At 41.8% G+C, this 24,939-nt stretch carries 24 protein-coding genes and 1 pseudogene; 19 read left to right on the forward strand and 6 right to left on the reverse strand.

Features of this window, described 5'->3' with window-relative positions:
- Window positions 1-34: 34 nt before the first annotated feature.
- From AC4ME5_RS06620 to AC4ME5_RS06630, 3 genes are all read left to right on the forward strand, one after another.
- Entirely contained in the window at window positions 35-265 is a 231-nt protein-coding gene (locus tag AC4ME5_RS06620) for a YqgQ family protein (protein WP_050540635.1), read from the forward strand.
- Entirely contained in the window at window positions 265-645 is a 381-nt protein-coding gene (locus AC4ME5_RS06625; protein WP_007520409.1) for a rhodanese-like domain-containing protein, read from the forward strand. Before AC4ME5_RS06620 ends, AC4ME5_RS06625 begins: the two co-directional genes overlap by 1 nt.
- A gap of 86 nt (window positions 646-731) precedes the next feature.
- Entirely contained in the window at window positions 732-965 is a 234-nt protein-coding gene (locus AC4ME5_RS06630) for a hypothetical protein (protein ID WP_007520408.1), read from the forward strand.
- A 40-nt stretch (window positions 966-1,005) separates the two neighbouring features.
- Here the strand turns inward: AC4ME5_RS06630 and AC4ME5_RS06635 are convergent, their stop codons facing one another.
- Window positions 1,006-1,731: a 16S rRNA pseudouridine(516) synthase gene (locus AC4ME5_RS06635; protein ID WP_057488609.1), complete on the reverse strand. Its 726-nt coding sequence runs from the start codon at window positions 1,729-1,731 to the stop codon at window positions 1,006-1,008.
- Window positions 1,732-1,890: 159 nt separating this feature from the next.
- Here AC4ME5_RS06635 and typA point away from each other — a divergent pair, with 159 nt between their 5' ends.
- From typA to pyrE, 9 genes are all read left to right on the forward strand, one after another.
- Window positions 1,891-3,732 (forward strand): translational GTPase TypA, encoded by a 1,842-nt coding sequence (typA, locus tag AC4ME5_RS06640; protein ID WP_000164116.1) that lies wholly within the window; start codon window positions 1,891-1,893, stop codon window positions 3,730-3,732.
- 20 nt (window positions 3,733-3,752) lie between these two features.
- Entirely contained in the window at window positions 3,753-4,007 is a 255-nt protein-coding gene (locus AC4ME5_RS06645; protein ID WP_000262659.1) for a DUF3165 family protein, read from the forward strand.
- Window positions 4,008-4,438: 431 nt separating this feature from the next.
- Window positions 4,439-6,460: a bacteriocin-associated integral membrane family protein gene (locus AC4ME5_RS06650; RefSeq protein WP_007520406.1), complete on the forward strand. Its 2,022-nt coding sequence runs from the start codon at window positions 4,439-4,441 to the stop codon at window positions 6,458-6,460.
- Between the two features lies 1 nt (window position 6,461).
- Window positions 6,462-7,103, forward strand: a complete 642-nt coding sequence (locus tag AC4ME5_RS06655) for an ABC transporter ATP-binding protein (protein WP_000571283.1) — start codon at window positions 6,462-6,464, stop codon at window positions 7,101-7,103.
- Between the two features lie 103 nt (window positions 7,104-7,206).
- A complete protein-coding gene (gene murD, locus AC4ME5_RS06660) occupies window positions 7,207-8,559 on the forward strand; it encodes a UDP-N-acetylmuramoyl-L-alanine--D-glutamate ligase (protein WP_491800384.1) in 1,353 nt (450 codons plus the stop codon).
- A 1-nt stretch (window position 8,560) separates the two neighbouring features.
- On the forward strand, window positions 8,561-9,619 hold the full coding sequence (locus AC4ME5_RS06665; protein WP_096421887.1) for a UDP-N-acetylglucosamine--N-acetylmuramyl-(pentapeptide) pyrophosphoryl-undecaprenol N-acetylglucosamine transferase: 1,059 nt from the start codon (window positions 8,561-8,563) through the stop codon (window positions 9,617-9,619).
- A 9-nt stretch (window positions 9,620-9,628) separates the two neighbouring features.
- The gene (locus AC4ME5_RS06670) at window positions 9,629-10,780 is read left to right on the forward strand and encodes a cell division protein FtsQ/DivIB (RefSeq protein ID WP_491800385.1); all 1,152 of its coding nucleotides are present in this window, start codon (window positions 9,629-9,631) and stop codon (window positions 10,778-10,780) included.
- Between the two features lie 245 nt (window positions 10,781-11,025).
- Window positions 11,026-11,733, forward strand: a complete 708-nt coding sequence (gene pyrF / locus AC4ME5_RS06675; RefSeq protein WP_491800386.1) for an orotidine-5'-phosphate decarboxylase — start codon at window positions 11,026-11,028, stop codon at window positions 11,731-11,733.
- Between the two features lie 33 nt (window positions 11,734-11,766).
- A complete protein-coding gene (gene pyrE, locus AC4ME5_RS06680) occupies window positions 11,767-12,399 on the forward strand; it encodes an orotate phosphoribosyltransferase (protein ID WP_371498980.1) in 633 nt (210 codons plus the stop codon).
- A gap of 62 nt (window positions 12,400-12,461) precedes the next feature.
- On the opposite strand, the gene AC4ME5_RS06685 is transcribed toward pyrE, so the two are convergent.
- The 4 genes from AC4ME5_RS06685 to AC4ME5_RS06700 are packed head-to-tail and all read right to left on the reverse strand — an operon-like array spanning window position 12,462 to window position 15,416.
- A complete protein-coding gene (locus AC4ME5_RS06685; RefSeq protein ID WP_491800387.1) occupies window positions 12,462-13,328 on the reverse strand; it encodes a cysteine ABC transporter substrate-binding protein in 867 nt (288 codons plus the stop codon).
- A gap of 11 nt (window positions 13,329-13,339) precedes the next feature.
- Entirely contained in the window at window positions 13,340-14,098 is a 759-nt protein-coding gene (locus tag AC4ME5_RS06690; protein ID WP_491800388.1) for an amino acid ABC transporter ATP-binding protein, read from the reverse strand.
- On the reverse strand, window positions 14,099-14,776 hold the full coding sequence (locus AC4ME5_RS06695; RefSeq protein WP_007520393.1) for an amino acid ABC transporter permease: 678 nt from the start codon (window positions 14,774-14,776) through the stop codon (window positions 14,099-14,101).
- A complete protein-coding gene (locus tag AC4ME5_RS06700; protein WP_096421893.1) occupies window positions 14,736-15,416 on the reverse strand; it encodes an amino acid ABC transporter permease in 681 nt (226 codons plus the stop codon). Before AC4ME5_RS06700 ends, AC4ME5_RS06695 begins: the two co-directional genes overlap by 41 nt.
- Before the next feature lie 215 nt (window positions 15,417-15,631).
- Between AC4ME5_RS06700 and lctO the strand changes: the two genes are divergently transcribed.
- From lctO to manA, 7 genes are all read left to right on the forward strand, one after another.
- Window positions 15,632-16,768: an L-lactate oxidase gene (gene lctO / locus AC4ME5_RS06705; RefSeq protein ID WP_007520391.1), complete on the forward strand. Its 1,137-nt coding sequence runs from the start codon at window positions 15,632-15,634 to the stop codon at window positions 16,766-16,768.
- A gap of 162 nt (window positions 16,769-16,930) precedes the next feature.
- Entirely contained in the window at window positions 16,931-17,326 is a 396-nt protein-coding gene (locus tag AC4ME5_RS06710; RefSeq protein ID WP_491800389.1) for a CopY/TcrY family copper transport repressor, read from the forward strand.
- A gap of 10 nt (window positions 17,327-17,336) precedes the next feature.
- Window positions 17,337-17,708 (forward strand): cupredoxin domain-containing protein, encoded by a 372-nt coding sequence (locus AC4ME5_RS06715; protein ID WP_045590779.1) that lies wholly within the window; start codon window positions 17,337-17,339, stop codon window positions 17,706-17,708.
- 9 nt (window positions 17,709-17,717) lie between these two features.
- Window positions 17,718-19,961 carry a heavy metal translocating P-type ATPase gene (locus AC4ME5_RS06720; RefSeq protein WP_491800390.1) on the forward strand — a complete coding sequence of 748 codons (2,244 nt, stop codon included), beginning with the start codon at window positions 17,718-17,720 and terminating at the stop codon, window positions 19,959-19,961.
- A 212-nt stretch (window positions 19,962-20,173) separates the two neighbouring features.
- Complete coding sequence (gene spxB / locus AC4ME5_RS06725; protein ID WP_000191796.1) at window positions 20,174-21,949, forward strand: pyruvate oxidase; 1,776 nt, start codon at window positions 20,174-20,176, stop codon at window positions 21,947-21,949.
- Between the two features lie 110 nt (window positions 21,950-22,059).
- Window positions 22,060-22,407 carry a VOC family protein gene (locus AC4ME5_RS06730; RefSeq protein ID WP_084921436.1) on the forward strand — a complete coding sequence of 116 codons (348 nt, stop codon included), beginning with the start codon at window positions 22,060-22,062 and terminating at the stop codon, window positions 22,405-22,407.
- A 161-nt stretch (window positions 22,408-22,568) separates the two neighbouring features.
- Complete coding sequence (gene manA / locus AC4ME5_RS06735; RefSeq protein WP_084939497.1) at window positions 22,569-23,513, forward strand: mannose-6-phosphate isomerase, class I; 945 nt, start codon at window positions 22,569-22,571, stop codon at window positions 23,511-23,513.
- A 20-nt stretch (window positions 23,514-23,533) separates the two neighbouring features.
- Here the strand turns inward: manA and AC4ME5_RS06740 are convergent.
- Window positions 23,534-24,893, reverse strand: a pseudogene (locus tag AC4ME5_RS06740) (sodium-dependent transporter).
- Between the last annotated feature and the right edge of the window lie 46 nt (window positions 24,894-24,939).

Below are 24,939 nucleotides of genomic sequence, written 5' to 3' on the forward strand. Positions count from 1 at the left end.
TCCAGTATTGAAAAAAAGTCTAGAATCTGCTAAAATGGAAGCTATGAAAACATTCTATGATGTGCAGCAATTTCTCAAACAGTTTGGCATTATTGTTTACATGGGGAAGCGCTTGTATGATATTGAACTGATGAAGCTCGAACTCTCTCGGATCTATGATGCAGGTCTCATGGACAAGCTAGATTACTTAGAAGCGGAAGCTGTTCTCCGCAGGGAGCACAAGATAGAATTAGACTATATTGAGAAAAATGGAGAAATGAACTAATGGTTACTTGGATTTTGTGGGCACTTATACTGGCAATGGTGGCATGGATGGGCTATAACTACCTTCGTATTCGTCGTGCGGCTAAGATTGTGGACAATGCAGAATTTGAAGCCTTGATTCGGAAAGGGCAATTGATTGATGTCCGTGAACCAGCAGAATTTCACAGAAAACATATCCTCGGAGCTCGCAATATTCCTTCAAATCAGTTGAAGTCAAGCCTTGCAGCCCTTCGCAAGGATAAACCTGTCCTTCTCTACGAAAACCAACGTGGACAACGAGTGACCAATGCAGCACTTTATCTGAAAAAACAAGGTTTTTCTGAGATTTATATCCTTTCTTATGGATTGGATTCTTGGAAAGGGAAAGTGAAAACGAGCTAACATTCTATTAAAAACTGTCGAATGATAGATAAAGCTAGCATTTTAAGGTATCATCATTTATATTAAATTTAAGGAGATTTTATAATATGAATTCACAACAAAAGAAAAAACCTTCACTTATTTTAGGTATCTTATCTATCGTCCTTGGTTTGCTATCTCCGATAGTGGGTCTGATTTTGGGGATCATAGGATTGGTCTTGGCTTTTTCGTACCAAAAAGAATCTGGACTAGACTATAAAACAGAAAAGATTCTCAATATCGTAGGACTTGTAGTTTCTGTCCTTAACTGGATTGCAGCCATCGCATTAGTTTTTAGATAAGTAAAAACAAAAAAAGCTTTAAATTTAAAGCTTTTTTCTTTTATCCACTTTTCTCTAAGTAGTTTTTAATGATTTCCAATTCCTCTGGATTCAAGGGACGGAATTGCCCTTCTACTAGTTCTAGGTCTAATGTAAAATCACCGAATTGGACGCGTTTTAGGGCAGTCACCTTGACACCAACTGATAGAAACATCTTCTTGACTTGATGAAATTTGCCCTCAGAGATGGTGATGGAGGCACGGCTCTCTGTTGGGCTTGCGGACAGAATGTCTAGTTTTGCAGGTTTACAAGTAGTCCCATCTAAAAAGACAATCCCATCTTTGAATTTTTGGATATGTTCTGGTGTGAGCAGTCCGTTGACCACCACTTGATAGGATTTATCGACATGGTACTGGGGATGAAGGAGCTGAAAACCAAGAGGTCCATTGTCTGTCAGAAGGAGCAGTCCCGTCGTGTCACGGTCTAATCTGCCGACAGCATAGAGCTGGTCAGACTGGATGTCAGGTGGAAGGAGGTCCATGACGGTTGGTAGGTCCTTATCCTGACTGGCTGTCACCACTCTACCTGGTTTATGAAGCATGAGGTAGGTGTGCTTGTATCCTTGAATCTGCCGTCCTTGAAAAACTAGTTTCTGCAATCCAGTATCGACATTTTGAGCGAGGGAGTTGGCTGGACAATCATCTACTAGGATTTCTTTTTTCAGGAGTGCCTGTTTCATAGCCTTGCGACTGATCATTTCTTGGGCTAATAATCTATCTAAACGCATACCAGCTTATCTTATCATAAGTCTCTGACTTTGAAAAGAGTTGCCTTGACTAGAAAAGTAGAGTGAAAACATTTACACTTAGCTGAACTGTGATTTTTGAATGAGACTGTGGTATAATTGTTCAGTTAGAAATAAAAATTTAAAATATTAGAGGAAATCATGACAAAATTAAGAGAAGATATCCGTAACATTGCGATTATCGCCCACGTTGACCACGGTAAAACAACCCTCGTTGACGAATTATTGAAACAATCTGAAACTCTTGATGCACGTACTGAATTGGCAGAGCGTGCTATGGACTCAAACGATATCGAAAAAGAGCGTGGAATTACCATCCTTGCTAAGAATACAGCCGTTGCTTACAATGGAACTCGTATCAATATCATGGACACACCAGGACACGCGGACTTCGGTGGAGAAGTTGAGCGTATCATGAAAATGGTTGACGGTGTTGTCTTGGTCGTAGATGCCTACGAAGGAACCATGCCACAGACTCGTTTCGTATTGAAAAAAGCCTTGGAACAAGACCTTGTTCCAATCGTGGTTGTCAACAAAATCGACAAACCTTCAGCTCGTCCAGCAGAAGTAGTGGACGAAGTCTTGGAACTCTTCATCGAGCTTGGTGCAGATGATGACCAGCTTGATTTCCCAGTTGTTTATGCTTCAGCGATTAACGGAACATCTTCCTTGTCAGATGATCCAGCTGATCAAGAAAAAACAATGGCGCCAATCTTTGACACCATTATCGATCATATCCCAGCTCCAGTAGACAACTCAGATGAGCCTTTGCAGTTCCAAGTGTCACTTTTGGACTACAATGACTTCGTAGGTCGTATCGGTATCGGTCGTGTCTTCCGTGGTAGTGTGAAAGTTGGAGACCAAGTTACCCTTTCTAAACTAGATGGTACAACGAAGAACTTCCGTGTCACAAAACTCTTTGGTTTCTTTGGTTTGGAACGTCGTGAAATCCAAGAAGCCAAAGCGGGTGATTTGATTGCCGTATCCGGTATGGAAGATATCTTTGTTGGTGAAACTATTACTCCGACAGACGCCATTGAACCTCTTCCAATCCTACACATCGATGAGCCAACCCTTCAAATGACCTTCTTGGTCAACAACTCACCATTTGCAGGTCGTGAAGGAAAATGGGTGACTTCTCGTAAGGTGGAAGAACGCTTGCAGGCAGAATTGCAAACAGACGTTTCCCTTCGTGTTGATCCAACGGATTCACCAGATAAATGGACTGTTTCAGGTCGTGGAGAATTGCACTTGTCAATCTTGATCGAAACCATGCGTCGTGAGGGTTATGAGCTTCAAGTATCTCGCCCAGAAGTTATCGTAAAAGAGATTGACGGTGTTAAATGTGAACCATTTGAACGTGTTCAAATCGATACTCCAGAAGAATACCAAGGATCTGTTATTCAAAGCCTTTCTGAACGTAAGGGTGAAATGTTGGATATGATTTCAACTGGTAATGGTCAAACTCGTTTGGTCTTCCTTGTTCCAGCGCGTGGTTTGATTGGATACTCAACTGAGTTCTTGTCAATGACTCGTGGTTACGGTATCATGAACCATACCTTCGACCAATACTTGCCATTGATCCCAGGGGAAATTGGGGGACGTCACCGTGGTGCCCTTGTTTCCATCGATGCTGGTAAGGCTACAACTTACTCAATCATGTCTATCGAAGAACGTGGTACAATCTTTGTCAACCCAGGTACTGAGGTTTACGAAGGAATGATTATCGGTGAAAACTCTCGTGAAAACGACTTGACAGTTAACATCACCAAGGCTAAACAAATGACCAACGTCCGTTCAGCTACTAAGGACCAAACAGCGGTTATCAAGACACCTCGTATCTTAACCCTTGAAGAGTCTCTTGAGTTCTTGAATGACGATGAGTACATGGAAGTAACACCTGAGTCTATCCGTTTGCGTAAGCAAATCCTCAACAAGGCAGAGCGTGAGAAAGCCAACAAAAAGAAAAAATCAGCTGAGTAACAGCTAGGAAAGAGATAAAGATGGTCTATTTAATCATAGGGATACTCTTATTACTACTCTATGTATTTGCGACACCCCAAAGTATCAAAGGAACAGTCAACATCGTTATCTTGGTCTTTGTAGTTGTTGCACTCTTGATTTTGCTGATGTTGTCCATCTTGCAAATCTTCCAATTACCGACAGAATTCTTTGTCACAATCGCCATGCTTGCCCTTGCCTACTTTAGCTTGAGAGATATTACACTCATGCCTGTAAAAAAGGGTAAAAGAAGATAAATAGAAAGAGAGCTGCGGCTCTCTTTTTCGATTTAAAATAAGATTTTTAAGACTTTCCTTAGGTGATTACGGACGGTAGCGACTTTCTTCGAAATTCCATACCTAAACTTTGAGCCTATAGTCTCAAAGTTTCCGAATGCCTGAAATCTATTGTTTTCAGGCATTTTTATCACAACGGAAAGTCTAAGATTCCGTTTCTTGCAAAAAGGAATAAACCTAAAAATATTTTGTTCAAGTGAGTTTTTTTCCACATTTTAAGAGCTCTATATTGTTATAGAAGTTTAAAAAGTTAGTCCAAAAAAATATAATTATATTTTGCTAAAATCTATTGACAATTTATCATAATGGTGATAAATTTGCGATAATAGAAACCGATTTCATACTCTGAAATCTTACCTCCTGAAATCAATTTTCACCACAAGGAGTCTACTATGAAGAAACTATTCATATTATTATCAACTTTTTTTCTCAGCTTCTTCCTTGCTTGGATTATTGTCCTACGTGCGCCACAATATTTATATGCAAGCTATGATTCCGTTTCTTTGCTTCGTGTCAAAAAAGATACTCAGGAACCGACGCGTGAGGTATTTGAACAGGAATTGGAGAAGTTTGTAAACTCAGAACAGAGTTTAATAGCTAGAAGAATCGTAGAGCCGAGTAAGGATGGGACGACTCACTTTACTTATGCAACTTATGGTAAGGGAACATTACCAAAAGAATTCCAAGAAGCTAGCCAAGAAAGTCGTGAACGTAGTGATCCACTAAATAGTTATCTCATTTTATCAGGCTCCTTGACGAAAGAAAAGCTAGCCGATAAATTAGGAGATTTGGGTTATAAAGCAATTCCTGACCGAAAGACACCGCCCTATACTCTTGCTTTTAGAATGTTACTAATTCCCCTTATTTTAATTAGTTTAGCGATATTTGGCTTATCTTTCTTTGCTCTGGTGATTATTACTCGGATTAAGGAAATGAGAGCAGCAGGTATAAAACTCTTTTCTGGTCAGACTCTCTTATCCATCATGGGGCATTCTTTATCTACTGATATCAAATGGCTCCTTCTATCAGCCCTCCTTTCCTTCCTAGGTGGGGGAGTCGTTCTTTTTAGTCAAGGTTTGTTTTATCCTATCTTGTTAGCTACCTATGGTTTTGGGATTAGTTTCTATCTGTTGTTTTTATTGGCGATTTCAATTTTACTAATGCTTCTTTATCTAATGAGTTTGAGTTACAAAGCATTAGTTCCTGTTATTAAGGGAAGATTACCCCTTAAACGCTTGATGACTTTAACCCTATTGTGTCAGTTAGTAGCTGTTTTTACAGTAGGCTACGCTGTTAAGACAGGTTTGACGTCTTACCAACGATTGAAAGAACTTGAAATTTCAAAACAAGCATGGAAGGATAGAGCAGACTATTACCAGATTTCTTTTGGCTTAGGTGATAGAGTAAAAGATACAGAAAATCAGAGCAAGTGGTATGCCTTTGCCAAGGAAGCAATCGAAGAAGAACAGGCTCTATTTGTAAAAGATAATCTCATTCATTTTGCAAATCCTCAAGGAAAAAATGAAAAAGGGGAAACACTGGATACCTATAGTCCAGATGCTAATGTTCTCTATGTCAGTCCAAGTTATTTGGACAAGGAAAATGTGTCTGTCAATAATGAGACTAGACAGAAACTAGCTCATCTTCAAAAAGGGGAATTTGGACTCTTATTACCAGAATCTCTTCGTTCACAGGAAGCAGAACTTAAGAAAGTTTTTGAAGAAAGTTTGAACTACTACGGAAAATCAAGCGAGGACCAAGACGCTCCTTTAGAGTATGAAATGAGAGCGATTGTTAGCTATCTTCCAACAGGAGAAAAGCGGTTTGTTTATAATAACGGTGAAAGTCCAGTATCCGTCCAGTACTTAACCGATCCGATTTTAGTTGTGTTCACTCCTACATCTACAGGTGATAGTTTCATTTCAAAATCTGTTTGGTCTATTAATGCTGGAAATCGACTCTTTATCAAAGGATATGAGAGTGGACTAGCTCTCTTGAAGGAAGCTGGAATTTATGAGCAAGTATCCTATCTTAAAGAAGGAAGAAGTGTTTATCTAACTCGTTATAATGAAGTGCAAACTGAAACAGCAACTTTAATCTTAGGAGCTATTGTGGGGATAGCCAGTTCCTTGTTACTCTTTTATTCTGTCAATCTTCTATATTTCGAGCAATTCCGTCGAGATATCTTGATTAAACGAATTTCAGGTTTACGATTTTTTGAAACGCATGCTCAGTATATGGTTAGTCAATTTGCCAGTTTTGTATTTGGTGCTAGTCTCTTTATTTTACGCAGCAGAGACTGGGTAATTGGCTTGCTCACTTTATTAGTCTTTCTAGTTAGTGCAGTTCTGACGCTTTACCGTCAAGCGCAGAAAGAATCTCGTGTTTCTATGACAATTATGAAAGGAAAATAGGATGATTGAACTAAAGAATATATCTAAAAAATTTGGAAGCCGTCAGCTATTTTCAGATACTAATCTTCATTTTGAAGGTGGGAAAATTTATGCCTTAATCGGTACAAGTGGCTGTGGTAAGACAACACTCTTGAATATGATTGGACGATTAGAGCCATATGACAAAGGGCAAATCATCTATGATGGCACCTCTCTTAAAGACATTAAGCCCTCTGTTTTCTTTAGAGATTACTTGGGATATTTATTTCAAGATTTTGGCTTAATTGAAAGCCAAACGGTTAAAGAGAATCTCAATCTGGGTTTAGTTGGTAAAAAGTTGAAAGAAAAAGAGAAAATCTCTTTGATGAAACAAGCTCTAAACCGTGTAAACCTATCCTATTTGGACTTAAAGCAACCTATATTTGAGTTATCAGGAGGAGAAGCACAACGTGTTGCACTAGCGAAGATAATTTTAAAGGATCCACCTTTGATTCTCGCAGATGAACCAACCGCTTCCTTAGACCCCAAAAACTCTGAGGAATTACTTTCTATCCTAGAATCTTTAAAAAATCCGAATCGAACTATTATTATTGCGACCCACAATCCTCTGATTTGGGAACAAGTGGACCAAGTTATTCGAGTTACCGATTTATCACATAGATGATAAAAGAATATTAAGTTAGAAGAAAGAGCCACAAATACACTTTGTGGCTTTTTTATTTCCATAAAAATGGTAAAATAGTAGAAGTAGAAATGGAGTTTGAGACATGAAAGTAATCGATCAATTTAAAAATAAGAAAGTACTTGTTTTAGGTTTGGCTAAGTCTGGTGAGTCTGCGGCCCGTTTGTTGGACAAGCTAGGAGCTATTGTGACAGTAAATGACGGCAAGCCTTTTGAGGAAAATCCTGCTGCTCAAAGCTTGCTGGAAGAGGGAATCAAGGTTGTCACTGGTGGGCATCCTTTGGAACTCTTGGATGAAGATTTCGCTCTGATGGTGAAAAATCCAGGTATCCCGTATAGCAATCCCATGATTGAAAAGGCATTGGCAAAGGGGATTCCAGTCCTGACTGAGGTGGAATTGGCTTATTTAATCTCAGAAGCGCCAATTATCGGTATCACTGGTTCAAATGGGAAAACAACCACAACGACGATGATTGGGGAAGTTTTAACTGCTGCCGGCCAACATGGTCTTTTGTCAGGAAATATCGGCTATCCTGCTAGTCAAGTGGCTCAAACAGCGACAGACAAGGACACGCTCGTCATGGAACTTTCTTCTTTCCAACTGATGGGTGTCCAAGAATTCCATCCTGAGATTGCGGTTATTACCAACCTCATGCCAACTCATATCGACTATCATGGTTCTTTTGAGGAGTATGTGGCAGCTAAGTGGAATATCCAGAACAAGATGACAGCAGCTGATTTCCTTGTCTTGAACTTTAACCAAGACTTGGCAAAAGAATTGGCTACCAAAACACAAGCTACTGTTGTACCATTTTCAACACAGGAAAAGGTTGATGGAGCTTATTTGGAAGATGGTCAACTCTACTTCCGTGGAGAAGTGGTCATGGCAGCTAGTGAAATCGGTGTTCCAGGTAGCCACAATGTAGAAAATGCACTTGCGACTATTGCTGTAGCCAAGCTCCGTGGTGTGGATAACCAAACCATCAAGGAAACTCTTTCAGCCTTTGGTGGTGTCAAACACCGTCTCCAATTTGTGGATGAAATTCAGGGTGTCAAATTCTATAACGATAGCAAATCAACCAATATCTTAGCGACTCAAAAAGCCTTGTCAGGATTTGACAACAGTAAGGTTATCTTAATTGCAGGTGGTTTGGACCGTGGAAATGAGTTTGACGAATTGGTGCCAGATATCACAGGCCTCAAGCAGATGGTTATCCTCGGTCAATCTGCAGAACGTGTCAAACGGGCAGCGGATAAGGCTGGTGTGGCTTATGTAGATGCGACAGATATTGCTGATGCGACCCACAAGGCCTATGAGCTAGCGACTCAAGGAGATGTGGTTCTTCTCAGCCCTGCCAATGCTAGCTGGGATATGTATGCTAACTTTGAAGTACGTGGCGACCTCTTTATCGACACAGTAGCGGAGTTAAAGGAATAATATGAAAAAAATTGTCTTTACAGGTGGGGGGACGGTTGGACATGTCACCCTCAATCTTTTGTTAATGCCTAAGTTCATCGAAGACGGCTGGGAAGTTCATTATATCGGTGATAAACACGGAATCGAACACCAAGAAATCCTCAAGTCAGGTTTGAATGTGACCTTCCATTCTATTGCAACTGGGAAGTTGCGTCGCTATTTCTCTTGGCAAAATATGCTGGATGTCTTCAAAGTTGGTTGGGGAATTGTCCAATCCCTCTTTATCATGTTACGACTGCGTCCACAGGCTCTTTTTTCTAAGGGAGGATTTGTCTCAGTACCGCCGGTTATCGCTGCGCGTGTGTCAGGAGTACCTGTCTTTATTCACGAATCAGACCTATCTATGGGCTTGGCCAATAAAATTGCCTATAAATTTGCGACCAAGATGTATTCAACATTTGAGCAGGCTGCTGGTCTCGAAAAAGTCGAGCATGTGGGAGCAGTGACCAAGGTTTCGGACCAAAAAACTCCTGAACCAGATGAATTGGTGGATATCCAAACCCACTTTGATCTTAAATTGCCAACCGTATTATTTGTCGGAGGTTCTGCAGGAGCTCGTGTATTTAACCAATTGGTGACAGACCATAAAAAAGAGTTGACAGAGCGCTACAATATTATCAATTTAACTGGAGATTCAAATCTCAATGAGTTGAGTCAAAATCTCTTTCGTGTTGATTATGTGACCGATCTCTATCAACCCTTGATGGAGATGGCAGATGTGGTAGTGACGCGTGGTGGTGCCAATACGATTTTTGAACTCTTGGCCATGGCGAAACTCCATCTCATTGTTCCTCTTGGACGTGAGGCGAGCCGAGGAGATCAGATTGAAAATGCTGCCTATTTTGTTAAAAAGGGCTATGCAGCAGAACTCCAAGAGACAGAATTGACCTTGGAAAGCTTGGAGGAGAAAGTCAGTCACCTGCTTAGTCACAAGGATCAGTACCAAGCCAACATGAAGGCATCAACTGAATTGAAATCTCTTGCGGATTTTTACGATCTACTAAGAAAAGACCTATCATAAGGAATATCAATGTCAAAGGATAAGAAAAAAGAATCAAACCAGAAGCAAGAATTGTCTGAATGGCAGAAACGAAACCAGGAATACCTAAAGAAGAAGGCTGAGGAAGAAGCTGCCCTAGCTGAGGAGAAGGAAAAGGAAAAACAGGCTCGAATGGGGAAAAACTCTAAGTCGTTAGAGGAAAGTAAGAAGTCATCAAGTGATTCCGACCAGAACGAAACTGTTCCAGACGAAGAATCATCCGAAAAAGAAGAAAAATCTCAAAAGGATGATTCTAAAGTCAAAGAAGAAAAAGAGAAGAAAAAAGAAAAAACAGAGAAACCAGCCAAACCTAAAATTGCGCCTGTTCATATTTGGCGAGCTGTGAGTATCTTGGTACCGAGTGTCCTAGTCCTCCTTTTTTCAGTCTATCTGTTGACTCCACTTTCGACCATCAAAAATATCGAGGTTAAGGGAAATAGTAACACGCAGGCGGATGACATCAAACAGGCTTCTGGAATTCAAGATAGTGACTATACTTTAGCTCTATTGTTGGATAAAGAAACATACGCTGAGCGAATCAAGTCTAACCATTGGATAGAATCAGCGAAGATTGACTATCAATTTCCGACTAACTTTACGATTGAGGTTAAGGAGTTTGATATTGTCGGTTATTATGTGTCTGGTGAAGAGTATTATCCAATTCTTTCTAGTGGTGCGGTTGAGTCAACTCCTGTAAATCGCTTAAACTTGCCTGAGACTTATCTGACAGTTACCTTTAATGACGAGCAGCAGGTGAAGGATCTGATTTCGGGTCTTTCTAGCATCAGTGAGGATATCAAGAGTAAAATCCAGAAGATCGAACTAGCTCCAAGTAAGGCAACTGCCGATCTTCTAAAAATCACCATGCTGGATACAGATGAAATATTGGTTCCCCTGTCAGAATTGAGCAAGAAATTGCCTTATTACAGCAAAATCAAGCCACAGTTAGCAGAACCGAGTGTGGTCGATATGGAGGCTGGAGCATACAGCTATACCATAGCGGATAAGCTGATAGAAGAAGCAGAAGAAAAAGCCAAGCAAGAGGCAAAGGAAGCTGAGAAGAAAAAACAGGAAGAAGAAAAGAAAAAACAAGAAGAACAGGGAAATCAAAACCAAACGAGCCAGCAATCACAGAGTCGTTAGACTAACTTTTCCTCTTGATTTTGAATGGTATAGAAGTCCAGTTTCGAGTTTTTGCTTGACAAGTCCTAGTATAAATAATAGAATAGAAAAAAACCTTTAAAGCAGTCCAGAGAGGCAGCTAAGGTTAGACGGTGAAAGGGTGGACTCTACCCATTTTTCGTGGAACCTTGCTGTTGGCAGGTTCCTTTTTTCGTGGTTTATTTTTGACCATACTCTCTTGCTCGTAAAGGTAAAAGGAGAAAGGTATGCGTGAACATCGTCCAGTTATTGCTCTTGATTTTCCTAGTTTTGAGGCGGTCAAGGAATTTTTATCTCTTTTCCCAGCAGAAGAAAGTCTTTATCTAAAAGTGGGGATGGAGCTTTATTATGCGGAAGGTCCTGAAGTTGTCCGTTATTTGAAGTCATTGGGGCATAGTGTCTTTCTGGATCTCAAGCTACATGACATTCCCAATACAGTCAAATCGGCTATGAAGGTCTTATCTCAGCTTGGTGTAGACATGACCAATGTTCATGCTGCTGGTGGTGTGGAGATGATGAAGGCAGCGCGTGAAGGTCTTGGGACACAAGCCAAATTGATCGCTGTGACCCAGCTTACATCAACGTCGGAAAGCCAGATGCAGGATTTTCAAAATATTCAAACCAGTCTGCAAGAGTCTGTGATTCACTATGCCAAGAAGACAGCTGAAGCAGGCTTGGATGGTGTCGTTTGCTCGGCCCAGGAAGTGCAACTCATCAAGCAGGCCACCAATCCAGATTTTATCTGTCTGACACCTGGTATTCGTCCAGCTGGAGCTGCGGTAGGAGACCAAAAACGTGTCATGACACCTGCTGACGCCTATCAAATCGGTAGTGACTATATCGTAGTGGGACGTCCCATTACCCAAGCTGAAGATCCTGTTGCAGCTTATCATGCTATCAAGGATGAATGGAACCAGAACCAAGACAGAAATTAAAGAAATAGATTACAAAAACAAAAGGAGAATACTATGACACTTGCTAAAGATATCGCTAGCCACCTCTTGAAAATCCAAGCCGTTTACCTCAAACCAGAGGAGCCTTTCACTTGGGCATCTGGTATCAAATCGCCGATTTATACTGACAACCGTGTGACGCTTGCCTATCCAGAAACTCGTACCCTAATTGAAAATGGTTTTGTGGAAGCTATTAAAGCAGAATTTCCAGAAGTAGAAGTGATTGCAGGAACTGCGACAGCAGGAATTCCTCACGGAGCTATTATCGCTGACAAGATGAACTTGCCTTTTGCCTACATCCGCAGCAAACCAAAAGATCACGGAGCTGGTAATCAAATCGAAGGCCGTGTAGCTCAAGGGCAAAAGATGGTTGTTGTTGAAGACCTCATTTCAACGGGTGGGTCTGTTCTTGAAGCCGTAGCAGCTGCTAAACGTGAAGGAGCCGATGTTCTTGGTGTCGTAGCGATTTTCAGCTATCAATTGCCAAAAGCAGATAAGAATTTTGCGGATGCTGGTGTCAAACTTGTGACGCTTTCTAACTACAGTGAACTGATCCACCTAGCCCAAGAAGAAGGTTACATCACACCAGAAGGACTCGCTCTCCTAAAACGCTTTAAAGAAGACCAAGAAAATTGGCAAAACGTTTAAAACATAGAAAATCAGGTAGTCACTAGGATTATCTGATTTCTTTTTGTTATGTTTATTAGATGTTAGTCTACTTTTCCACCTTCAACAACTAGATCATCTGCCTTAGCAGCGTCACCGTAGGTTGGGTGAAGTGTTTTTTCATAAGCTTTGTGGAAGAAGTTTTCTTTACCAAGTTTTTCAATTTCTTGGTTGATGTAGTCGAGTAGTTCTTGGTTACCTTTTTGGACTGCTGGCGCAATAGTATCTGGATCTCCGAGGGAAGAAATTCCGACTTCATATCCTTTGTTTTCAAGTACCCAAGCTAGGACTTCCGTATTGTCAGTAGAGAAGGTATCTCCACGTCCGTCAAGAAGGGCTTGGTAGGCATCGCTATATTGGTCGTATTTTTGGAGTTTTACTTCTGGGTGATTTTTCTCAAAATAAGTTTCAGCAGTCGTTCCCTTTGTAACAATCAAGGTTTTGCCTTCTAATTCTTTAACGTCTTTGATGACTTTATCTTTTGGTGACACGACACCGAGGGAAACTTTCATGTAAGGAAGGGCAAAATCAACTTGCTTCTTTCGTTCGTCAGTAACTGTGAAGTTGGCAAGGGTGATATCCACCTTGTTTGAAATCAAGTATTCAGCGCGGTTGGCAGCATCAACAGAGACGTATTTAACCTTTACTCCCAAGTCTTGAGCTAATTGGTTACCCAATTCGATATCGTATCCTTGGTAGGAACCGTCGTTGTCAACATAACCAAATGGTTTTTTGTCACCAAATACCGCGATTCGAAGCTCACCGCTTTTTTTGATTTCGTCGATAGTGCGGGCCTTGGCGGTTTTTTTTCCTGATGAAGCATCAGAGCTTTCACTTGAGCTACAAGCTGTGATAAAGATAAGCGCAAAGGCTAGGGCAAAAACAGTTAGAATTGGTTTGAGTAGTTTCATAAAAATCTCCTTTATAGATATGAGCCGAACTGGCTAAAGTCAAAGACGTTTAAAAATTCCTGTGCTCGTTTGGTTTGTGGATTAGTGAAGAATTCCTGAGCCGTTCCTTCTTCAGCGATTTTCCCTTGGTCGAGGAAGATTATCCGATCTGCAATAGCTTGGGCAAACTGCATTTCGTGGGTTACCAGAATCATGGTGCGCCCTTCTTGAGCTAAGTCATTAATGAGTTCCAGAACTTCACGCACCATTTCTGGATCCAGTGAAGCCGTCACTTCGTCAAAGAGGATAATTTCTGGATGCATGAGCAGGGCACGGACAATCGCAACTCGTTGTTTCTGTCCACCAGATAATTGGCGAGCAAAACTGTCTTTTTTATCGAGCAAACCCACACGTTCCAGTAGTCGCAAAGCTTCCTCCGTTACTTCCTTCTTGTCTCTTCCCTGAGCCTTGATAGGACCAAGGACGAGGTTTTGTAGAACATCCAAATGGGGAAAGAGTTCATAACTTTGAAAGACCATGCCAATCTTTTGGCGAACTAGGTGAAAATCTTTTTTATTTGCAACGATAGACTGACCATCCAGCAGGATATCTCCACCTTGAATACTTTCTAAGCCATTAAGGCAACGAAGGAGGGTACTTTTCCCACAACCAGATGGACCCAGAATAACCACAACTTCCCCTTTTTTGATATCTAGAGAAAGTCCTTGGAGGATGGGATTGTCTCCAAAGGATTTTTTGAGTTCCTTGATTTCTAAGATAGTTTCAGACATTTAATTCCTCCAATGTTTTTCTAGGTGAGTGGATAGTTTGGAAATAGGAAAACAGACTGCGAAATACAGGACCAGAATGGTTCCATAAATCCAAAAGGAAGCGGTTGGGATGGTCAGGCGATTGCTATCGATGATTTGTTGTCCAACCTTGGTCACTTCAACAACCCCAATCAAGACAACCAAGGAAGTGGTTTTGATCATCCGAGTAACAAGATTGATGGCTTGTGGCAGCAATCTTCTCAAAACCTGTGGAATGATGATATGATAGTAAAGTTGAACATTGGTCAAGCCGAGCGCCTGTCCACTTTCAAACTGATGCTTAGGAAGGGAAGTGATAGCTCCACGGACCAAGTCCCCCATTTCAGCTGTTCCCCAGAGGGTGAAAACAATAATAGCTGAAGTCTCACCTGAGATATTGATATTAAAGTTTCGAGCCAAGCCAAAGTAAACGATGAAGAGCAACACCAGCTGGGGCATGATACGGATGAATTCCAGATACAATCGTGTCAAGAAGCGTACGACTCTAGAATGGGAGGTCATGACAATTCCCATGACTGTTCCGAACATCATGGATAAGAGGACAGACAGGATGGATATCCCAATCGTGACACCCAATCCCTGTAAGATTCTCAGGAGATTATTTCCCTGAAAGAGTACTTGAATTCCCGAATCCTGCATGGCGGAGCCTCCTTTCTATCCAGCTAAAGACCAGTGAGATGGGGAGAAGCATCATCAGATAAGCAACTACCAACATAGCTAGCGCAATGTCTGTCTCATAGTAGAGCCCAATCAAGTCCTTGGCGACGTACATGAGGTCGGCCAAAGCCACTGCTGAGAAAACAGAGGTTTCCTTGATGAGGAAAATGACATTGGCACTAAAAGACGGTAGGGCCACCGCTGTTGCTTGCGGCAGAACCACGTAGCGAAAAACTTGAAACGGTGTAAGCCCAATGGCTAAACCAATCTCATGCTGAGTTTGACTGACTGCTTCCAGTCCGCTTCTGAAAGATTCAGCCATATAGGAGCCTCCTAAAAAAACCAGTCCTAAAGTGGCACAGACTTCTGAAGATAGGACAATCCCAATTCGGGGAAGACCGAAGTAGAGAAAGAAGAGTTGAATCAAAAGGGGCGTATTACGCGATAATTCAATGTAGGCTGTCGCTACTTGCGCAAAAACAGGAATTCGATAATGTCGGATGATACTAACGATTAAACCGAGCAGAAAGGATCCCAAAATTCCCCAAACTGCAATATGCAAGGTTAGAAGGAATGCCTTTTGATATAGTGGTAGATATTGTTCAACAATGGACCAATCCAAAAATAAAACCTCCCATCTAGAAATAATACAGTTATTGTAGCACTTAAAATCTCCTTTGGATAATATCTATTTTTTATTGCCGTTATAGGGATTTTTTATCATAGCCATAATCTTTCTGAAATTTCCAAACAAAATATTTGAAAAGTGTTGAAAAAAGCGTTAAGATATTTCTGTAATATACAAAGTAAACGCTTACTTATCAAGGAGGACATTTTATGTCATACAAAACAAGCAATGCAGAAGGACCTGTAGATTTCATCAATACCTATGATTTGGAGCCAATGGCGCAACAAGTTATTCCTAAAGCAGCATTTGGCTATATCGCTAGTGGGGCGGAAGATACTTTCACTTTGCGGGAGAATATCCGCGCCTTTAACCACAAGCTCATCGTTCCTCATACGCTTTGTGATGTTGAAAATCCAAGTACAGAGATTGAATTTGCAGGTGAAAAATTATCTTCACCAATTATTATGGCGCCTGTTGCGGCTCATAAATTAGCAAATGAACAGGGTGAAGTGGCGACTGCGCGTGGTGTGCATGAGTTCGGTTCCCTCTATACAACCAGCTCTTACTCTACTGTAGACCTCCCAGAAATTACGGAAGCCCTTCAAGGGACACCTCACTGGTTCCAATTTTACTTTAGTAAGGATGACGGGATCAACCGCCACATCATGGACCGTGTGAAGGCTGAAGGCTACAAAGCGATTGTCTTGACGGCGGACGCTACTGTAGGGGGCAATCGTGAGGTCGACAAGCGTAATGGATTCGTCTTCCCAGTTGGCATGCCCATTGTTGAAGAATACCTTCCAGAAGGAGCTGGTAAATCAATGGACTTTGTTTACAAATCAGCTAAACAACGACTATCTCCACGAGATGTAGAATTTATCGCTGAATACTCAGGATTACCAGTTTACGTTAAAGGACCACAATGCCGCGAGGACGTTGAACGTTCGCTTGCTGCAGGAGCTTCTGGTATTTGGGTAACCAACCACGGTGGTCGCCAAATCGACGGGGGACCAGCTGCCTTTGACTCACTTCAAGAAGTAGCAGAAGCAGTTGATAAACGTGTACCAATTGTCTTTGACTCTGGTGTTCGTCGCGGTCAGCACGTCTTTAAAGCCTTGGCATCAGGTGCGGATCTAGTAGCTATTGGCCGCCCTGTCATCTATGGTTTGGCTCTCGGTGGTAGTGTTGGTGTACGTCAAGTCTTTGAACACTTGAATACGGAATTGAAGACAGTCATGCAGTTGTCTGGAACTCAGACTATTGAAGATGTTAAACACTTCAAACTCCGTCATAACCCATACAACCCAACCTTCCCAGTTGACCCACGTGACTTAAAATTGTATTGATAAAGTAGAAAGCCTCCACCTTATGTGGAGGTTTTTGATGTTTTGGAATGTGTTTAACATTTCTAGTGCTATAAAAAAATCAATTTTTATAATTGACAAATGTAGATTTTTGAGATATACTGATAATTGTAATTGACAAATGTAGATTTGGGAGGTGTGATTATGCAGATTTCAGATGCAGAATGGCAGGTCATGAAGATTATTTGGATGCAAGGAGAGCAGACCAGTAGGGATTTGATCATGGTTCTGGCGGAGCGGTTCGACTGGTCCAAGTCAACCATTCAAACTCTTTTGGCTCGCTTAGTAGAGAAAGAGTGCCTGACTAGGAAAAAAGAGGGCAAGTCCTTTGTCTATTCGGCGCTTTTAACTCTAGACCAAAGCCGAGACTTGCTTGTCCAAGATATCAAGGACAAGGTTTGTTCTCGTAGGATTAAGAACTTGTTGGCTGATTTGATTGCTGAATGTGATTTTACTCAGGCTGACTTGGAAGACTTAGAAGCTGTGATTTCTGAGAAGAAATCAAGCGCTGTAACAGAAGTAAAATGTAATTGTATGTAAAGGAGACGTCATGTTAAATAGTATTGTAACCATTATTTGTATTGCCCTTATCGCGTTTATCTTGATTTGGTTTTTCAAAAAGCCTGAAAAATCTGGACAAAAGGCTCAGCAAAAAAAGGGCTACCAAGAGATTCGAGTGGAAGTCAAAGGGGGATATACGCCTGAGTTGATTATTCTTAAGAAATCAGTGCCAGCCCGTATTGTCTTTGACCGTAAGGACCCTTCACCCTGCCTAGATCAGATTGTTTTCCCAGATTTTGGAGTGCATGCGGACTTGCCTATGGGTGAAGAGTATGTAGTGGAAATCACACCTGAACAGGCTGGAGAGTTTGGCTTTGCATGTGGCATGAATATGATGCACGGCAAGATGATTGTAGAGTAGGAGGAAATGATGACTGAAATTGTGAAAGCAAGCCTGGAAAATGGCATTCAAAAAATCCGTATCACAGCTGAAAAAGGCTATCACCCAGCCCATATCCAGCTCCAAAAAGGGATTCCCGCTGAAATTACCTTTCATCGTGCCACCCCTTCAAACTGTTACAAGGAAATTCTTTTTGAAGAAGAAGGCATCTTGGAACCAATCGGAGTAGACGAGGAAAAGGTCATTCGTTTTACACCTCAAGAGTTGGGGAAACATGAATTCTCATGTGGAATGAAGATGCAAAAGGGAAGTTATACCGTAGTTGAGAAGACTCGAAAATCTTTATCACTTTTACAGCGTTTTTGGATTACCAGTATCTTTACTGTGCCTCTTGTGATTCTCATGATTGGGATGTTGACAGGCAGCATTAGTCACCAAGTCATGCATTGGGGAACCTTTCTAGCCACAACGCCTATTATGTTAGTAGCAGGTGGTCCTTATATCCAAAGCGCTTGGGCCAGCTTTAAAAAACACAATGCCAATATGGATACCTTGGTTGCTTTGGGAACTCTAGTGGCTTATCTCTATAGTCTAGTTGCCCTCTTTGCTGGTCTCCCTGTCTACTTTGAAAGTGCTGGATTTATCCTCTTCTTCGTTCTTTTGGGGGCAGTTTTTGAAGAGAAAATGAGGAAAAATACTTCCCAAGCTGTGGAGAAACTACTGGATTTGCAGGCTAAAACAGCGGAAGTCTTGCGTGATGATAGCTATGTTCAAGTTCCCTTGGACCAAGTCAAGGTAGGCGACCTGGTTCGAGTGCGTCCAGGTGAAAAGATTGCAGTTGATGGTGCCGTAGTGGAAGGTGTGTCCAGCATAGATGAATCCATGGTGACAGGTGAGAGCCTGCCAGTGGACAAGACAGTTGGAGATACTGTCATTGGCTCAACTATCAATAATAGCGGAACGCTTATTTTTAGGGCAGAAAAGGTTGGCTCAGAGACTGTTTTGGCACAGATTGTAGACTTTGTAAAGAAAGCTCAGACTAGCCGCGCACCGATTCAGGACTTGACGGATAAGATTTCAGGGATTTTTGTCCCAGCAGTTGTCATTTTAGGAATCGTGACCTTTTGGGTTTGGTTCGTTTTGCTCAGGGATAGTGTAGTCGTGCTTGGAGCTAGCTTTGTGTCTTCTCTTCTCTATGGAGTTGCGGTTTTGATTATTGCCTGCCCTTGTGCCTTGGGTCTTGCAACACCGACAGCTCTTATGGTAGGGACAGGACGCAGTGCCAAAATGGGGGTTCTTCTCAAAAATGGAACAGTCTTACAGGAAATTCAGAAAGTCCAAACTATTGTGTTTGATAAGACAGGGACTTTGACGGAAGGAAAACCAGTGGTCACTGATATCATTGGCGATGAGACAGAAGTGCTCGGCTTAGCTGCCTCCTTGGAAGAAGCTTCTCAACACCCACTGGCTGAGGCTGTTGTCAAGAGAGCAAGTGAAGCTGGACTTGAGTTTCAAACTGTCGAAAATTTCCAAGCCTTGCACGGAAAAGGTGTTTCAGGGCAAATAGCTGGGAAACAAGTCTTACTTGGAAATGCTAAAATGCTAGATAGTATGGATATTTCCAGCGCTTATCAGGAAAAACTAGAAGAACTAGAAAAAGAAGCTAAGACAGTTGTTTTCTTGGCTGTTGATAATGAAATCAAAGGCTTGCTTGCTTTGCAAGATATTCCCAAGGAAAATGCTAAGCTAGCCATCAGTCAGTTGAAAAAACGTGGTCTTAAAACAGTCATGCTGACAGGAGATAATGCTGGTGTGGCGCGTGCTATTGCAGATCAAATCGGAATCGAAGAGGTCATTGCAGGCGTCCTACCAGAAGAAAAAGCCCATGAAATCCATAAACTACAAGCAGCTGGGAAAGTAGCCTTTGTTGGTGATGGCATCAATGATGCTCCTGCCCTCAGTGTAGCAGATGTGGGGATTGCTATGGGAGCTGGAACGGATATCGCCATCGAGTCAGCAGATTTAGTGTTGACAACTAATAACCTCCTAGGAGTGGTTCGTGCCTTTGACATGAGTAAGAAAACCTTTAACCGTATTCTGCTCAATCTTTTCTGGGCCTTTATCTACAATGTCGTCGGAATTCCGATTGCAGCAGGAATCTTTTCTGGTGTTGGATTGGCCCTCAATCCAGAACTGGCAGGTCTAGCCATGGCCTTTAGTTCTGTATCTGTTCTGACCAGTTCACTCTTACTAAACTTTAGTAAAATAGACTAAAAGCGAGCTTGCTCGCTTTTTATTATAAAACAGTCACATAAAACGTTTTCAAACTGTACTGTAATAGAGAATAAAAATTTCTGAGCACATTCTTAGGAGACCCAAAACAAATGTGGTAAAGTAGTAGAGTAAAAATTTGCTGAAACGTTTCCAAATAATATATGAAAACGGATGAATCAAGTTTTAAAAATATTTGAAGGAGAGTTATCATTATGACTCAAGGGAAAATTACTGCATCTGCAGCAATGCTTAATGTATTGAAAACATGGGGCGTAGATACAATCTACGGTATCCCATCAGGAACACTCAGCTCATTGATGGATGCTTTGGCTGAAGACAAAGATATCCGCTTCTTGCAAGTTCGCCACGAAGAAACAGGTGCTCTTGCAGCGGTAATGCAAGCTAAATTCGGCGGCTCAATCGGGGTTGCTGTTGGTTCAGGTGGTCCAGGTGCGACTCACTTGATTAACGGTGTTTACGATGCAGCTATGGATAACACTCCATTCCTTGCTATCCTTGGATCACGTCCAGTTAACGAACTCAACATGGATGCCTTCCAAGAATTGAACCAAAACCCAATGTACAACGGTATCGCTGTCTACAACAAACGTGTAGCTTACGCTGAGCAATTGCCAAAAGTAATTGACGAAGCTTGCCGTGCTGCAGTTTCTAAAAAAGGTCCAGCTGTTGTTGAAATCCCAGTAAACTTCGGTTTCCAAGAAATCGACGAAAACTCATACTACGGATCAGGTTCTTACGAACGTCGCTTCATCGCTCCTGCTTTGAACGAAGTTGAAATTGACAAAGCAGTTGAGATCTTGAACAATGCGGAACGTCCAGTTATCTACGCTGGTTTCGGTGGAGTTGGTGCTGGTGATGTCATCACTGAATTGTCACGTAAGATCAAAGCACCAATCATCACAACTGGTAAAAACTTCGAAGCCTTTGAATGGGACTACGAAGGTTTGACAGGTTCTGCTTACCGTGTTGGTTGGAAACCAGCCAACGAAGTGGTCTTTGAAGCAGACACCGTTCTTTTCCTTGGTTCAAACTTCCCATTTGCTGAAGTTTACGAAGCCTTCAAGAACACTGAAAAATTCATCCAAGTTGATATTGACCCTTACAAACTTGGTAAACGTCATGCCCTTGATGCTTCTATCCTTGGTGATGCAGGTCAAGCAGCGAAAGCAATCCTTGACAAAGTAAACCCAGTAGAATCTACTCCATGGTGGCGTGCAAACGTTAAGAACAACCAAAACTGGCGTGATTACATGAACAAACTCGAAGGTAAAACTGAGGGTGAATTGCAATTGTACCAAGTTTACAATGCTATCAATAAACATGCTGATCAAGACGCTATCTACTCAATCGACGTAGGTGACACTACTCAAACATCTACTCGTCACCTTCACATGACACCTAAGAACATGTGGCGTACATCTCCACTCTTTGCGACAATGGGTATTGCCCTTCCTGGTGGTATCGCTGCTAAAAAAGACAATCCAGATCGCCAAGTATGGAACATCATGGGTGACGGTGCATTCAACATGTGCTACCCAGACGTGATCACAAACGTTCAATACGACCTTCCAGTTATCAACGTTATCTTCTCAAATGGTAAATATGCCTTCATCAAGGACAAATACGAAGACACAAATAAACACTTGTTTGGTTGTGACTTCACAAACGCTGACTACGCAAAAATTGCTGAAGCACAAGGTGCTGTTGGATTTACAGTTGATCGTATCGAAGACATCGACGCAGTTGTTGCAGAAGCTGTGAAACTCAACAAAGAAGGTAAAACTGTTGTTATCGATGCTCGCATCACGCAACACCGTCCACTTCCAGTAGAAGTACTTGAATTGGATCCAAAACTTCACTCAGAAGAAGCAATCAAAGCCTTCAAGGAAAAATACGAAGCAGAAGAACTCGTACCATTCCGCCTCTTCTTGGAAGAAGAAGGATTGCAATCACGCGCAATCAAATAATTTCTCTCATCGAAAATCAAAGGTAAACTTTGTAGATTTTATTCTTTGATTTTCTTAGAGCAGAACTTGAAAAGATCGGAGCAATCCGGTCTTTTTCTGGAGGATAGTAAATGAATTTAAATCAATTAGATATCATCGTTTCAAATGTTCCTCAAGTCTGTGCCGACTTGGAGCGTATTTTGGATAAAAAAGCCGATTATGTTGACGACAGTTTTGCACAGTTCACGATTGGCAGTCACTGCCTCATGTTGTCTCAAAATCATTTGATTCCTTTGGAAAACTTTCAGTCAGGAATCATTCTTCATATCGAGGTTGAGGATGTAGATCAGAACTACCAACGGTTGAAAGAGCTTGGTATCCAGGTTTTAAACGGTCCAGTTGTAACCGATTGGGGAACCGAAAGCCTGTTAGTTGGAGGCCCTTCCGGACTAGTGCTTGATTTTTATCGTATGAAATAAGGGCATAGTAGAGTTTGAACGCCAACAAAAGTTATAGCATATGAGGGGATTTCTTCACTATTTTTATAAAATCTTCTCCCTAATTTATAAGATATGAAAAAGAGTTCTAATGGAACTCTTTTTTTGCTATAATGAAAGGAGAAAACAGACAGGAGATCGACATGTCAGAACCATTATTTTTAAAATCAGTTATGCAAGAAAAAATCTGGGGTGGAACCAAGCTACGTGATGAGTTTGGTTACGACATTCCAAGTGAAAAAATCGGAGAATACTGGGCTATCTCAGCTCATCCAAATGGAGTTTCTAAGGTAGCCAATGGTCGCTACGAGGGAACAGACCTAGCAACTTTGTATGCGGAACACCGTGAGTTGTTTGGCAACCGTCCAGAACCTGTGTTTCCACTCTTGACCAAAATCCTCGATGCCAATGACTGGCTTAGTGTTCAAGTTCACCCAGACGATGCCTATGGACTAGAGCATGAAGGTGAACTTGGAAAAACAGAATGCTGGTATATCATCGCTGCAGATGAAGGATCAGAGATTATCTATGGTCATAATGCTAAGTCAAAGGAAGAACTTCGCCAGCAAATCGAAGCTAAAAACTGGGATGGTCTATTAACAAAAGTCCCTGTCAAGGCTGGAGATTTCTTCTATGTACCAAGCGGAACCATGCACGCTATCGGAGCAGGTATCTTGATTCTTGAAACCCAGCAGTCTAGCGATACCACCTATCGTGTCTATGACTTTGACCGTAAGGATGACAAGGGTAACTTGCGTGAACTTCACCTTGAAAAATCTATCGATGTTTTAAACATTGGAGAGCCTGCCAATAGCCGTCCTGTAACTATCAAAGCTGATGATTTGCGTTCAACTCTTCTGGTGTCTAATGACTTCTTCGCAGTTTACAAGTGGGAAATCACTGGAAAAGTTGACTTTGAAAAGACAGCTGACTACAGCTTGTTGAGTGTCTTAGCCGGTCAAGGTCACCTCACTGTTGATGGAAAAAACTATCCGATTCAAAAAGGGAGCCACTTTATCCTACCAAGTGATGTTGAAACTTGGACCTTGGAAGGGCAAGGTTTGGAATTGATTGTTAGCCATCCATAAAAAGAAAGGGCCTGAGTTTACTACTCAAGTCCTTTTTGATTACATAAATTGGGCGATAAAAACCACAATGATGATAATAGGAATGATGAAACGAAGGAGGAAAAGCCAGACTTGGAAAAGTCCTTGTTTCCATGCTCTTTCATCAAGATGCAGTTCCTCCATGGCAAGGGCCTTTTTAAAGATATAGCCAGTAAAAAGAGACAGACAGAGAGCCCCAAAGGGCATGAGGAGGTTGGAAACCAAGAAGTCCATAGCATCAAAGAAGGTCTTTCCAAAAATGTGAACATCTGCCATAACACCGTAAGATAGGGCTGAAGGAATGCCAAAAACAAAGGTCAAGATTCCTAAAATGGCACTCCACTTAGCACGTTTGCTGTTGTCCTGGTTGGTGATATTGCCCACATTGATTTCCAGCATCACGACAGAAGAAGTAACCGTCGCAAAGAGGAAGAGCAAGAGGAAAAGAATGTAGAAAATAGTTCCAAAAGGCATCTTGTCAAAGAGTTGGGGCAAGACGATAAAGAGCAAGCTTGGTCCCCCTTCAGACTGAATATTGAAGGCTGACATGGCTGGGAAAATGGCTAGTCCCGCCATGATGGATACCGATATGTTCATGGCTACGATGGAAATCCCTGACTGGACCAGATTGGTTTTCTTGTCCAAGTAGGACGCATAGGTCAGCATGGCTGTCACCCCTAGTGAGAGGGCAAAGAAAGATTGACCCAGAGCATAGAGGAGACCAGCGCTGGTTAGTTTTGAAAAGTCTGGTTTGAGGAAGTAAAGAACGCCTTCCATGGCATTTGGTAAGCTGAGCGAGCGCCCAATGATCACGACAAAGATGATAAAGAGCAGGGGCATCATGACTTTCGAGGCTCTTTCAATCCCTTTTTGAACCCCACGTGATACAATAAAGATATTCAACAAGATAAAGGCAGCTTGTGCGCCAAGGGCAATGGCTGGATTTGAAATGATTGAAGTAAATAACTGAGCATAATCACCCGTTCCACCAAGTTGGAACAATTTCCTAAACTCAATACCCAGATAAACCAGAATCCAACCTCCAATGACACTGTAAAAGGAGAGAAGGATAAAGAGGGCAAAGGCACCAATCCAACCGATAAAGTTATACTTGTTATTGTTGCCAAGTTTTCCAAAGGTTTTGATAGCGGAAACGCCAGCACTACGACCTAGGGCAAACTCAGCCAGCAGGAGCGGGAAACCGATTAAAATAGTGGAAATGAGAAAGACCAGTAAAAAGCCTCCCCCGCCATTAGCAGCAGTCATGTAGGGAAACTTCCAAACGGATCCAAGTCCGATAGCTGAGCCAGCAGATGCTAGGATAAAGCCAAGTTTCGAGCCCCATTGCGATTTTTCTGACATAGTTAAACTCCAATCTCCTTTTTTAAATAAGAAAAGGCTACTTGAG

It is taken from the genome of Streptococcus sp. A69 (assembly GCF_058556195.1).